The sequence below is a fragment of the Pseudomonas sp. PDM10 genome (assembly GCF_014852295.1).
Taxonomy (GTDB): domain Bacteria; phylum Pseudomonadota; class Gammaproteobacteria; order Pseudomonadales; family Pseudomonadaceae; genus Aquipseudomonas.
On the sequence record NZ_JACVBJ010000007.1, the window covers coordinates 1 to 12,293 of the forward strand.

Consider the following 12,293-nt stretch of genomic DNA (forward strand, 5'->3'; position numbering starts at 1 on the left):
AACTCAGCAGTGAAACGATGCATCGCCGATGGTAGTGTGGGGTTTCCCCATGTGAGAGTAGGTCATCGTCAAGATTAAATTCCGAAACCCCTATCTGCGTATGCAGGTAGGGGTTTTGTTTTGCCCGAAAGAAAGTGTCGTGGCAAAAAAGGGACAGCCCATCGGCTATCCCTGGTTCCAGCAGCATCGTTAGTGAAACTTTGGCAGAACGTATTCAGCGATCTCTTCAATAACCTCGGCAACCGGTCGTTCGCTACGACGCAGATGCAAGCCAACGTGCTGCACACCGGCGTCACGCAAAGCCTGAAGCTCATCAATCAATGCCAGCCTCCCGCAGCTGCCGCCAAAACGTACACGTCGCATCGGTGCATGAGGATTGGCCGCCAGATCCAGGTGAACGAAGCTGATGTAGGGTTTGTCGCCACCGACCTCCCGCCACAGTCCCGCTCGGCGCCGATGCTCATCCGGATTGCCAGGGTAGGCGAGCCAGCCATCCATATGTTGGCCAATCCACGCCGGGGATTGCTGACTAAGACCTGCAACCAGCAATGGCACCGGCTGATCTCGCTTCGGTAACAGGCGAGCACCTTCCGGCAGGCGGCCTGCACCTTGGCTTCGCAACAACTCGACTGTATCGCGAAAGATCTCTCCCCGCTGATCGTAGTCCACACCAAATAACGGATACTCCATAGGTCGGTCGCCACTGGCCACACCCAATAGCAGACGCCCACCACTCAGTTCATCAACACTGTTGGCTGCCTTGAGCGTTAACCAAGGTTGACGTAGCGGTAATACAACCGCCGCTGTCCCCAGCATGATGTTGTCGGTGATTCCAGCCAGGTAGCCAAGATAGGAAAAGGTTTCGAACACCTGTGCCGCATCACCAAATTCGGGATCATAAACCGGCACATCGCGTACCCACAGAGCACTGAAACCAGCCTTGTCTGCGAGGCTTGCCATAGCGGCGTGCTGCTTCAGGTCCGGAACACCAAACGGCCGCTCCTCGGCAATTCGCTGTCGCTGCCCATCGCTGGACCAATCGTTATCCAGCGGCAGTTCCAACCCAATGGAAAATCCATTGGAACCCAGTAAACGCTGAAATCGTGGATGCATGAAAGACTCCAAAAAAGCCAAACGGAATGACATGCACCCAGTATCTACAGGCCTTTCTTCAAGAAAAATGCATGAATTGGAATATCAATCTTGAGCAAAACGCACGAGTTATAAAAAAAACCGACCGTCGTTTTGGCCTTCAAGGACAACCGTTAGAGGAAATCGCACTAAAGTGACCGCCCGGTTTTTGGTATGGTGCAGCTCGTTTTTTTAACGGACTGATTTCAAGCCTACGGATTGGCGCCCCCCTTTAGGTCAAAGAGCTGCTGCAGAAATGCCCCAACCGATACCCATCAAGGACCACGAAAAAGAGACGCGCCTGGTCAACAAAAGACTGATGGCTTGCGCCCTGTTCGTTGTTGCCATTACCTGCGCGCTGGTCGTGCGCATGTATGTCCTGCAGGTGGTCGAATTTGATTATCACTCGACGATCTCTGAAAACAACCGGGTCCACGTCCTGCCGATCACCCCCACGCGCGGATTGATCTACGACCGCAACGGCGTGGTTCTGGCGGACAACCGTCCCAGCTTCAACCTGACCATCACCCGCGAACGCGCCTCCGATGTTAAAGAGGAGCTGGATGAAGTTGTCAGCCTCCTGCACTTGCCGACAGAAGATCGAGCGCTGTTCGACAAGGCAATGAAGCAGACCCGACATCCATTCGTGCCGGTCACCTTGTTCTACGAGCTCAGCGAAGAACAAATCGCGGTGTTGGCGGTCAACGAGTTCCGTCTGCCAGGGATCGACGTAGAGCCGCAATTCGTTCGCCACTACCCTATGGGCGCGCACTTTGCGCATTCGATCGGCTACGTCGGCCGCATCAACGAGAAAGAATCCAAAGCTTTGGACACGGTGGAATACCGTGGCACTCAATCGATCGGCAAAACCGGCATCGAAAAATTCTACGAGTCGCAGTTGCACGGCCAAGTGGGTTACGAAGAGGTTGAAACCAACGCTCAAGGCCGGGTCCTGCGAGTGCTCAAGCACACTGATCCGATCCCAGGCAAAAACATCGTACTGAGCCTCGACGTCAAACTTCAGGAAGCCGCCGAGGAAGCCTTGGGTGATCGTCGCGGTTCGGTGGTCGCACTCGATCCGTCGACCGGCGAAGTGCTCGCGATGGTCAGCAAGCCAAGCTTCGACCCGAACCTGTTCGTTACCGGGATCAGCTTCAAGGAATACGCAGCGCTCCACGACTCCATCGACCGGCCGCTGTTCAACCGAGTACTACGCGGTCTCTACGCACCGGGTTCGACCATCAAGCCGGAAGTGGCCATTGCCGGCCTCGACGCCGGCGTCGTTACCCCGCAGACCCGTGTCTTCGACCCCGGTTATTACCAACTCCCGGACTTCGATCACAAGTACCGCAACTGGAACCACAGCGGCGATGGCTGGGTGGACATGGACGCGGCGATCATGCGCTCCAACGACACTTACTTCTACGACCTGGCCCACAAGCTGGGCATCGACCGACTGCATGACTACATGGCCATGTTCGGCCTCGGCGAGAAAGTCTCGCTGGACATGTTCGAAGAGTCTGCGGGCCTGATGCCATCGCAAGCCTGGAAGCGCGCCACGCGCCGTCAGGCATGGTTCCCGGGTGAGACAGTGATCCTCGGCATCGGCCAGGGTTACATGCAGGTCACACCGCTGCAGCTCGCCCAGGCCACTGCACTGATCGCCAACAAAGGTGTCTGGAACCGGCCGCACCTGGCCAAAACCGTGGACGGTGTTGCGCCAGTGGATGAGCATCCAATTCCAAACATCCTGTTGAAAGACCCGCGTGACTGGGAGCAGGTCAACCACGGCATGCAAATGGTAATGCACGACGCTCGCGGGATTGCGCGGGCGGCAGCGCTGGGCGCTCAGTACCGCATCGCTGGCAAGAGTGGTACGGCGCAAGTGGTGGCGATCAAGCAGGGCGAGCGTTACAACCGGGCGAAAACCCTGGAGCGTAACCGCGACAACGCCTTGTTCGTCGGTTTTGCCCCGGCCGAACATCCGAAGATTGTCATCTCGGTGATGATCGAAAACGGCGAGGCTGGCGGTCGCGTCGCCGGTCCCGTAGTGCGGCAGATCATGGATGCCTGGTTACTCGATCAGGACGGTCACTTGAAGCCGCAATACGCTACACCGAGCAAAGCACCGGGTGACCCTCACGTCTAAGTGATCAAGGCTTCACAGCACAGGCTCACGGATACTGAGCATGTGCTGGAAGCTTTCGAGGAATACGGTTTCGGCCTGACTCATCTTCTGTTCGCGATTCCACAGCAGCTGGATATCGAAATCCACCACCCCATCTTCCGGCGGCAAGCGCCAGAGCAAACCTTGCTCGACATCCCTTCGTACCAGGTGCGTCGGCAGGCAGCCAATGCCGAATCCTGAGCAGATCAAGCGATAAATCTCTTCGAAACTCGTCGATGAAGCGACGATCTTGCCGGTAAAGCCTTGCTGGTCGCGGAACAATGTCAGGGGTGAAAGATTGCCCCCGAGTTGGTCACTGGTGAAGCTGACAAAGTTCTCCGCCGCAAGCTCTTCCAGGGTCAGATTCTCTTGCCCGAACAACCGATGACGCTGCCCACAAAAGTACGCATACGTCTCACGAAACAGTACTCGCTGCTCCAGTCGCGGCTGCGGTAAACGGCACAGGCCGACGCCAACGGTCGCCGTCTTTTGCAGCAGTGAACTGATGATGTTCGAGCTGCCCATCACTTCGACTTCAAACTCGATTTTCGGATGGGTTTCGTGGAAATCGGCGAGGAACTCGTCGTAATGCCGTGCTTGCACGCCGCTGACGGTAAGGATGCGAATCTTGCCGACCACGTCGTCGTTACGACTTTCCACCACCGTACCCAGTCGTGAAATATCTCCGTAAATATCCGCCGCAATGCGCAGGACTTCCTCCCCGGTTTCCGTCAGATCAAACCGTCGCCCGCTACGGGCAATCAACACACATTCCAATTGTTCTTCCAGCCGTTTCAGTGCCTGGCTGACGGCTGACTGCGTGATGTGCAATCGCGCGGCGGCCCGGCTCATGCTGCCTTCCTGGCCGATCACCAAATAGGTGCGCAGCAGGTTCCAGTCGAGGCGGTCATTCAGAAAGCGGCGACCGACCCAAGGGTTAGAAGTGGAGGGCATAAAACTCCTGGTAGTAGCAGGGCTAATAGTAAAGATAAGAATTTGAAAATTGACTAATCCTGGCACGGAAGCGATAAAGCTAACAAGCGCCACAGAGTGCAACCCGTAAACAGCCTTCAGTACCTGCCCAAAACTATAAATACACAGGGTCCTTGCATGCACACTACCCCTCAACCGCGTCGAGCGGCGGCGGCAGCCTTCATTGGCACGACCATCGAGTTCTACGACTTCTACATATATGCCACGGCGGCCGCGCTGGTGCTCGGGCAAGTGTTTTTTCCCAGCCACGACCCGGTGATGAGCACCCTGGCAGCGTTCGGCAGTTTCGCCGTCGGCTTCATCGCTCGCCCGATGGCCGGCATGGTGTTCGGTCATCTGGGTGATCGCCTCGGTCGCAAGAAAATGCTGCTGGTGACCATGGCCTTGATGGGTTTGGCGACCGCCGGCATCGGTCTGTTGCCGAGTTACGCCAGCGCCGGTATCTGGGCGCCGATCGGTCTGATTGTGCTGCGTTTGATCCAGGGCATTTCGGTCGGTGTCGAGTGGGGCGGGGCGGTGTTGATGGCCAGCGAGCATGCACCGGCCAAGCGCAAGACGTTCTATGCATCATTCGCGCAACTCGGCAGCCCGGCCGGTTTGTTGCTGGCGTTGATCGCCTTTCGTCTGGTGACTTCCCTTGAGCCAGAGGACTTCCTCGCCTGGGGCTGGCGTCTGCCGTTTCTCGCCAGCGGTGTGTTGATGATGGTCGGCCTGATGATCCGTTCAGGGGTTCACGAGTCGCCGGAATTCGCCAAGGCCCGGGACAACAACGAGACTTCCAAGTATCCGGTGAAGGACGTGATCCGTACCTGCTGGCGGCAGATCCTGTTTGCTGCCGCTGCCGTGACCATCGGTTCGGCCGGGTTCTTCTTTACCAACACCTTCATGATCACCTACGTCACCCAATATCAGGGCATCGCACGTTCGACGATTCTCGATTGCCTGTTCCTGGTGACCGTCATTCAGTTGCTCTCGCAACCGCTCTCCGCGTTGCTGTCCGAGCGCATTGGCGAAGGCCGCTTCCTCAAACTCGTCGCGTTGCTGTGCATGGTCACGCCGTACCCGATGTTCATGCTAGTGGGCACACAGAACATTGTGTTGATGACTGTCGGCATTGCACTGGCGGTGGTGATTCTCTCAGCGCTGTACGCGGTGATCGCCGGTTACATGACCCAGGCGTTCCCGGTGCACCTGCGCTACTCGGGCATTTCTATCGCCTACCAACTCAGCTGCGCGCTGGCCGGCGGCACCACGCCGCTGATCGGCACGCTGCTGGCGAGCAAGTTTTCCGGACAATGGTTGCCGTTGGCGGTGTTCTTCACCTTGCTCTCGGCCCTGTCCTTGATCGGTGTTTGCGGCCTGGCCCGCCTGCGCGCCAACCCGGTCGCCACCCACGCTGCTAAAGAGGTGTATTCGTGAGTAAACCTGAACACATCGGCCCGGTTGAATGGCAAGCCCGTTGCGAACTGGCCGCGCTGTATCGCCTGGTCGCGCACTTTCGCATGACCGACCTGATCGACACCCACATCACCCTGCGAATTCCGGGGCCTGAGCATCACTTCCTGATCAACCGCTACGGGGTGATTTTCGACCGCATGCGCGCTTCGGACCTGGTGCGTATCGATCAGGACGGGCGAGTCGTTGACCCGGCATATGAAGGTCATCGGGTCAACGCCGCCGGCTTCGTCATTCACTCGGCGATCCACATGGCCCGCCCGGACCTCAACTGCGTGATTCACACTCACACGGCTGCCGGCATGGCGGTAGCCGCCCAGAAGCAAGGCTTGCTGCCGATCAGTCAGCACGCGCTGAAGTTCTACGGCAAGTTGGCGTATCACACCTATGAAGGCATCGCGCTGTCGCTGGATGAGCGCGAGCGGTTGATTGCCGATCTGGGGCCGCACCGGGCGATGATCCTGCGCAATCATGGACTGTTGGTCGGTGGTTCCGGCGTGGCCCAGGCGTTTCAGGAGATTCACTTCCTGGAGCGTGCCTGTCAGGCGCAAGTTGCGGCGTTGTCCGGTGGTTCGGCGTTGCATTACCCGTCCCCGGAAGTCTGTGCACACACCGCCGAGCAGTTTGACCGAGATGAGCAGGACAACATCATCGGCCTGGCCTGGGAGGCCGCCCTGACCCTGATCGAATCCCAGCGCGAGTCTTACTTATCGTGAAAACCGTCACCAACACCGTGGTTCTGCTGTCCCGTGACAACCTGCTGCTCAAGCAACTGCAGGCAGCCTTTGCCCGCAGTGCGCCGCAGCTCACAACCGTGCTGGCGGATGATCCGTTGGCCAGGAATGCGCAGATTGCCGCGTGCTGGTTTCCCTTGCCGGGCAGCCTCGCGGCATTGCCGAACCTGCAAGTCATTCACTCGGTGGCCGCCGGCATTGATCACCTTGATCACGACCCTTCGTGCCCGGATCTGCCGATCTGCCGAGTGGTCGATCCCGGTCACCGTCAAGGCATGACTGAGTACGTGCGCTGGGCGGCGATTCACTATCACCGCGGCTTCGATCAGGTGCTGTTGCAGCAACAGGACCAGCGTTGGGAGCGGCCGCTGCAACGGGCAGCGGGGCAGTTCAAGGTCGGGGTGATGGGGCTTGGGTCGTTGGGCAGTGCGATTGCCCAGGACCTGGCCGCCGCCGGTTACGACGTGCGTGGCTGGGCGCGCCGCAGCAAGGACTTGCCGGGCGTACAGACGTTCGCCGGTGCGGAAAAACTGAACCCGTTTCTCGATGGATTGGAATTGCTGATCAACCTGTTGCCGCTGACCAGCGAAACCCGCGGCATCCTCGGCAGTGCAACGTTCGAGCGGCTCGCCAATGGCGCCGCGCTGGTCAATTGTGGTCGCGGCGGTCATCTGAATATCGACGACCTCGAACAGGCCCTGGCCCGAGGAAAACTGCGCGGCGCTTTGCTGGATGTTTTCGAACAAGAACCGTTGCCGGTCGATCACCGTCTCTGGGCAATGCCCGGCGTCACCATCACCCCGCACATGGCGTCCGCAGCCTCCCATGACTGTATCGCTGAACAAGTAGCAGAGAACTTTCGCCGTTTAAATAGCGGAGAACCGTTATTGAATTGTGCGGACCGAACACTCGGTTATTAATAATAAAGCGCCTTGCAAACTCGCCCATTGAGTTGGGCGACATATAACAACAATCCCTTATCTCAAACGTTTTACTGCCAGTTAAAACAATTACATATGAGTTCTTGATGAACTCCTGGAGACAGTAATGAGCGATCTATCGCCTGTAGAAAAGTCCGGCGCACCTCCGGAAGTTGCAATTAGCATGAAGAAAGTTGCCGTGGCCAGTGTGATCGGCACCACGGTGGAATGGTACGACCTGTTTGTGTTCGCCACGGCGTCGGCGCTGGTGTTCAACAAAGTGTTCTTTCCGGATTTCGATCCGTTGATCGGTACATTACTGGCTTTCGGTACGTTTGCTTCGGCCTATCTGGCCCGGATTGTCGGCGCGGCACTGTTCGGTCATTTTGGTGACCGCTTGGGACGCAAGTCGATGTTGTTGGTTTCACTGTTGACCATGGGGGCCGCAACGTTCGCCATTGGGTTATTACCTAACTACGCGGCCATTGGTATCTGGGCGCCGATCCTGTTGTTGCTGCTAAGGGTGATTCAAGGCCTGGCGTTAGGCGGCGAATGGGGCGGTGCGGTGCTGATGGCGGTGGAACACGCGCCCGCCAACAAACGCGGTTTGTACGGCTCGTGGGTACAGATCGGCGTCCCGGCCGGGACCATGATTGCCAACCTGGCTTTCCTGCTGATTGCCGCGTGGCTGTCCCCTGAAGACCTGTTGGCCTGGGGCTGGCGTATTCCGTTCCTGGGCAGCGTACTGCTGATCGCCGTGGGCTTGTACATCCGCTTGAACATCTCTGAAACCCCGGCCTTCAACAAGGTCAAGGAAGCCGAGGTGCAGGTGAAAATGCCGCTGGCGGAAGTCTTCCGCAAGTACTGGAAACAAGTGGTGCTGGGCGGGATCGCCACCATGTCGACCGGGGCGTCGTTCAACATCATCGTTGCCTTCGGCCTGACGTACGGCACGCAGAATCTGGGTTTCAGCCGCAGCGTGATGCTCGGCGTGGTGTTGCTGTCCTGCGCCTGGTGCATCGTCATGTTGCCGGTGTTCGGCGCGCTGTCGGACCGTTACGGACGCAAACCGATCATCGTTGCCGGCATCGTCGCCGAAGCGTTGGTCGCGTTCCCGATGTTCTGGTTGATGGACACCAAAGAGTTGCCCTGTGTGATCTTCGGTTACTTGCTGTTGATGACCGCATTCGCGGCCAATTACGGGCCGATCGCAACTTTCCTTGCCGAACTGTTCGGCACTCGAGTGCGTTATTCCGGGTTGTCGATCAGCTACATGTTGTCCGGTCTGCTTGGCAGTGCGGCGACGCCCATCGTCACCACTGCATTACTGGCGGCGACCGGCAAAGGCTCTTCGGTGGCCTGGTACATGATCGGCGCGGCGTTGATTTCGTTGGTGGCGCTGTTGTTGCTGACCGAGACCTTCAAGCGAGACATCAGCGACGTCCCAACGGCAGTGCCAGCCGCTGATCCAGCTCTCGGCAAACCGATCAAATCGGCCGCTGCCTGATTAATGGAGTTCAACAACATGCGCAGAATTCAGTCAGCTCCGGGCTTCATCGGCCCGGTCGGCCCTTACTCCCAAGCGGTGGTCAGTGGCCACCTGGTGTTCACCGCCGGGCAGATCCCGGCCCAGAGCGGGCTCGATGACCAGCCCGCTGATTTCCCCGAACAAGTGCGACAAACCTTGCGCAACCTGGAAGCGATCCTGATTGAAGCCGGGTCCGATTTCAGCCACGTGATCAAGGTCAACGCGTACCTCACCGATCCCGCACAACTGGAGCCGTTCAACGCGGTGTATCGCGAGTTTCTCGGCCATGCACCGCCGGCACGCACCACGGTGTGCGTGGCGTTGTGGGGCGTGTCGCTGGAAATCGACTGCGTCGCCGAGTTGATTGCCAAGGAGGCGCAACATGGATGAATCGCAGCTGATCGAGCAGCTCAACGCGGTGAGTTTTCCAACCCTCGGGCATTTTCTCGAGGAGGGCTTTGCCGACTCGCAGCTGCGGGCCATGGTGCCCAATGTGAAACTGGTCGGCCGTGCGCTGACCCTGAAACTGGTGGGCGCCGATGCCATCGCGGTCAACCAGGCTCTGGCACTGATCAAACCCGGCGATGTGTTGGTGATCGACACCGACGGGGACTGGCAACACGCTCCAGTCGGCGCTGTCACCAGTTGCGCGGCGCGCTGCGCCGGTGCGGTGGGAATCGTGGTGGACGGTGCGGTGACCGACTTGCTCGAACTGCGCGAGGCCGGGTTGCCAGTCTTCGCTCGCGGCACCAGCCTGCTGACCACCAAGTTGCATGGCCGTGGCGACAGTCAGATCAATCAGCCGATTCACTGTGCCGGCGTCACGGTGCACCCCGGGGATTTCGTGCTGGCGGACGACAACGGCGTGCTGTTTCTCGATCCCGTCACCGCACAAAACGTCATCGAGCGTGCGCTGGCATCGGACCGGGCAGAGCCGCAACTGCTGACCCGGTTAATGGCGGGCGAGCCGGTGTCCAGTGTCTTGAGTATCAATCTCTCTTAATGACCGGCAGCCAGCCCCAGAGCTGGCTGCTCAGGAACTTCAAAACCAATGAACAAACAACCGTTGGCACTTATTGCGATCGGCAGTGCGCTATTCAGTCCGTTAAGCATGGCGGACTTTATTAAAGACAGTAAAGCGACCCTCGGGATGCGTAACTATTACTTCAATAACGATAATCGCGATGGCACCGCGAACCCTTCCAGAACCGAAGAATGGGCGCAGGGTTTCATGCTCAACTATCAGTCGGGATTCACCGAAGGCACCGTCGGCTTTGGTGTCGATGCGCTAGGGTTGCTGGGTATTCGCCTGGACAGCGGTGATGGTCGCCATGTCGGCAGTTCGATGATCCCCAACGATGGCAACGGCGCCGCCGAGCAATGGTCGCGTTTCGGTGCGACGGCGAAGATGCGCGTTGCCCAGACTGAAATGCGTTACGGCACGCTGACGCCGAAGTTGCCGATTCTGCAGGCCAATGACGGACGGCTGCTGCCGCAGACGTTCGAGGGTGGGCAGATCGTCTCCAATGACTTTGAGCATCTAACGCTGACCGGTGGCCATCTCGAACACGCCACGGGCCGTGGTTCCAGCGACAGTACCGGCCTGGCCGTGGCCGGCGGCACTCGGGAAAGCAACGCGTTCAATTTTGCCGGTGTCGATTACAAAGTCACCGATGCGCTTTTGGCGCAGTACTACTACGCCAATCTCGAAGACTATTACCAACAGCATTTCGCCGGTCTGGTGCATAACCTGACACTGGGGGATTTCGGCGCGCTGAAAACCGATCTGCGCTACTTCAATACCTCCGCCGACGGCGCCAATGACTCGTCCAGCGGACGGGCCAGCGGCTACCGCACCAGCGGCTATACGCAAAACGGCGACGGCAAGATCAACAACAATACCTGGAGCCTGGCGTTCACCTGGAGCATCGGCGCTCACGCGCTGATGGCCGGTTATCAGCAGGTGTCCAGTGACAGCGGATTCGTGCAGCTCAACCAGGGTGGTTTGCCGGACAAAGGTGCTGGCGGCGCAAGCGTCTACCTGCTGACCGACCGCTACATCCAGAACTTCACCCGCGCCGGAGAGCGTACCGGTTTCGCCCAGTACAGCTACGATTTCGCCGCCCTTGGCGTGCCGGGGCTCAAGGCTTCGGCGATGTACCTCTCAGGCAGCGGAATCAAAACGGTGGCCGGGCCTGAACAAGAGGAATGGGAGCGCGACCTGAGCCTCGACTACGTGATCCAGAGCGGGCCGTTGAAAAACGTCGCACTGGGTTGGCGCAACGGCATGTCGCGCAGTGAAGCGTCGCGCGATGCGGACCAGAACCGCCTGGTGGTCAGCTACAGCCTGCCGTTGTTCTGATCGGGCCACTCAGTCCAGCAAGCACTGTTGCAGGCTCTCGAGAAAAATCATCTCGGCCCGGCTCATGCGCTGCTCGCGGTTCCACAGTAAATGAATGTCCACATCGGCAATCCCTTCGTGGGGCGGCAGGCGCCAGAGCAATCCGGCGTCGACGTCCGCCGCCACCACGTGCTCGGGCAAACAGCCGATCCCGTACCCGGCGATCACCAGTCGCCGGACTTCTTCCAGGCTCGGTGACGAGGCGACGATCCGTCCGCTGAAGCCTTGCTGATCACGAAAAATCGTCAGCGGCGAGAGCATGCCACCGATCTGATCGCTGGTGAAACTGACGAAATTCTCCCGCTGCAAATCCCCTTCGGCCACGTTCTGCTGGCCGAACAGCGCATGGTGTTTGCCGCAGAAAAATGCATAGCGTTGACGCAGGAACAGCCTTTGTTCCAGGCGCGGTTGCGGGCGCCGATTGAGGCTCAGGCCGAGGGTCGCGGTTTTTTCCTGGAGGGCGCTGACGATGTCGGAACTGCGCATCACGTCGACTTCCAGATCCACTCGCGGATGCTGGCGATGAAAGTCCGCGAGGAAGTCATCGAAGCGCTCCGAAAAGATCCGGCTGATGATCAGCAAGCGAACCTTGCCGATCACTTCGTCGGCCGGTTGCTCGAGCACGCTGCTGACCTGGGACATCTGCCCGTAGATTTCCCCGGCGAGTTCGAAGATCTGTTCGCCGACTTCGGTCAGGGCAAACCGCGGCCCGCGACGGGCGATCAGTTGTCGGCCCAGTTGCTCCTCCAGACGCTTCAACGCCTGGCTCACCGCCGGTTGCGTCAGGTGCAGGCGGGCGGCGGCGCGGCTGATACTCAGCTCCTGGCCGATCACTCGAAAGGTGCGCAGCAGGTTCCAGTCCAGACGGTCATTGAGCAGGCGTTGTACATCGCGTTCGGCCATGGCGGCTCTCGATTATAAGCTGGTGTAATAGTTTGCATAATAAATAGAAAATTGACTAATC

General features: G+C 58.8%; 11 protein-coding genes. 8 read left to right on the top strand and 3 right to left on the bottom strand.

Annotated features, from left to right (window positions below):
• Positions 1 to 189 precede the first annotated feature (189 nt).
• Positions 190 to 1,113: a TIGR03571 family LLM class oxidoreductase gene (locus IB252_RS23150; RefSeq protein ID WP_192410381.1), complete on the bottom strand. Its 924-nt coding sequence runs from the start codon at positions 1,111 to 1,113 to the stop codon at positions 190 to 192.
• Between the two features lie 274 nt (positions 1,114 to 1,387).
• On the opposite strand from IB252_RS23150, the gene mrdA reads away from it, so the two are divergent.
• Positions 1,388 to 3,280 carry a penicillin-binding protein 2 gene (mrdA, locus tag IB252_RS23155; RefSeq protein ID WP_008145469.1) on the top strand — a complete coding sequence of 631 codons (1,893 nt, stop codon included), beginning with the start codon at positions 1,388 to 1,390 and terminating at the stop codon, positions 3,278 to 3,280.
• Between the two features lie 12 nt (positions 3,281 to 3,292).
• On the opposite strand, the gene IB252_RS23160 is transcribed toward mrdA, so the two are convergent.
• The gene (locus IB252_RS23160) at positions 3,293 to 4,252 is read right to left on the bottom strand and encodes a LysR family transcriptional regulator (RefSeq protein WP_192410382.1); all 960 of its coding nucleotides are present in this window, start codon (positions 4,250 to 4,252) and stop codon (positions 3,293 to 3,295) included.
• Positions 4,253 to 4,408: 156 nt separating this feature from the next.
• On the opposite strand from IB252_RS23160, the gene IB252_RS23165 reads away from it, so the two are divergent.
• From IB252_RS23165 to IB252_RS23195, 7 genes are all read left to right on the top strand, one after another.
• On the top strand, positions 4,409 to 5,710 hold the full coding sequence (locus IB252_RS23165) for an MFS transporter (protein WP_192410383.1): 1,302 nt from the start codon (positions 4,409 to 4,411) through the stop codon (positions 5,708 to 5,710).
• The gene (locus tag IB252_RS23170; protein ID WP_192410384.1) at positions 5,707 to 6,462 is read left to right on the top strand and encodes a class II aldolase/adducin family protein; all 756 of its coding nucleotides are present in this window, start codon (positions 5,707 to 5,709) and stop codon (positions 6,460 to 6,462) included. The genes IB252_RS23165 and IB252_RS23170 overlap by 4 nt, the downstream gene beginning before the upstream one ends.
• Complete coding sequence (locus IB252_RS23175) at positions 6,459 to 7,400, top strand: 2-hydroxyacid dehydrogenase (protein WP_192410385.1); 942 nt, start codon at positions 6,459 to 6,461, stop codon at positions 7,398 to 7,400. Before IB252_RS23170 ends, IB252_RS23175 begins: the two co-directional genes overlap by 4 nt.
• Positions 7,401 to 7,527: 127 nt before the next feature.
• The gene (locus IB252_RS23180) at positions 7,528 to 8,907 is read left to right on the top strand and encodes an MFS transporter (RefSeq protein WP_192410386.1); all 1,380 of its coding nucleotides are present in this window, start codon (positions 7,528 to 7,530) and stop codon (positions 8,905 to 8,907) included.
• Positions 8,908 to 8,925: 18 nt separating this feature from the next.
• Entirely contained in the window at positions 8,926 to 9,318 is a 393-nt protein-coding gene (locus IB252_RS23185) for a RidA family protein (RefSeq protein WP_008145457.1), read from the top strand.
• Positions 9,311 to 9,931, top strand: a complete 621-nt coding sequence (locus IB252_RS23190) for an RraA family protein (RefSeq protein WP_192410387.1) — start codon at positions 9,311 to 9,313, stop codon at positions 9,929 to 9,931. The genes IB252_RS23185 and IB252_RS23190 overlap by 8 nt, the downstream gene beginning before the upstream one ends.
• Before the next feature lie 48 nt (positions 9,932 to 9,979).
• On the top strand, positions 9,980 to 11,290 hold the full coding sequence (locus IB252_RS23195) for an OprD family porin (protein ID WP_192410388.1): 1,311 nt from the start codon (positions 9,980 to 9,982) through the stop codon (positions 11,288 to 11,290).
• A 9-nt stretch (positions 11,291 to 11,299) separates the two neighbouring features.
• Here the strand turns inward: IB252_RS23195 and IB252_RS23200 are convergent, their stop codons facing one another.
• A complete protein-coding gene (locus IB252_RS23200) occupies positions 11,300 to 12,232 on the bottom strand; it encodes a LysR family transcriptional regulator (RefSeq protein WP_192410389.1) in 933 nt (310 codons plus the stop codon).
• Positions 12,233 to 12,293 lie beyond the last annotated feature (61 nt).

Excerpts from the sequence above, each read along its gene's own strand:
- IB252_RS23180 (WP_192410386.1), top strand. The coding sequence starts at position 7,528 with ATGAGCGATCTATCGCCTGTAGAAAAGTCCGGCGCACCTCCGGAAGTT.
- IB252_RS23190 (WP_192410387.1), top strand. The coding sequence starts at position 9,311 with ATGGATGAATCGCAGCTGATCGAGCAGCTCAACGCGGTGAGTTTTCCA.
- IB252_RS23195 (WP_192410388.1), top strand. The coding sequence starts at position 9,980 with ATGAACAAACAACCGTTGGCACTTATTGCGATCGGCAGTGCGCTATTC.
- IB252_RS23150 (WP_192410381.1), bottom strand. The coding sequence starts at position 1,113 with ATGCATCCACGATTTCAGCGTTTACTGGGTTCCAATGGATTTTCCATT.
- IB252_RS23200 (WP_192410389.1), bottom strand. The coding sequence starts at position 12,232 with ATGGCCGAACGCGATGTACAACGCCTGCTCAATGACCGTCTGGACTGG.
- mrdA (WP_008145469.1), top strand. The coding sequence starts at position 1,388 with ATGCCCCAACCGATACCCATCAAGGACCACGAAAAAGAGACGCGCCTG.
- IB252_RS23165 (WP_192410383.1), top strand. The coding sequence starts at position 4,409 with ATGCACACTACCCCTCAACCGCGTCGAGCGGCGGCGGCAGCCTTCATT.
- IB252_RS23160 (WP_192410382.1), bottom strand. The coding sequence starts at position 4,252 with ATGCCCTCCACTTCTAACCCTTGGGTCGGTCGCCGCTTTCTGAATGAC.
- IB252_RS23185 (WP_008145457.1), top strand. The coding sequence starts at position 8,926 with ATGCGCAGAATTCAGTCAGCTCCGGGCTTCATCGGCCCGGTCGGCCCT.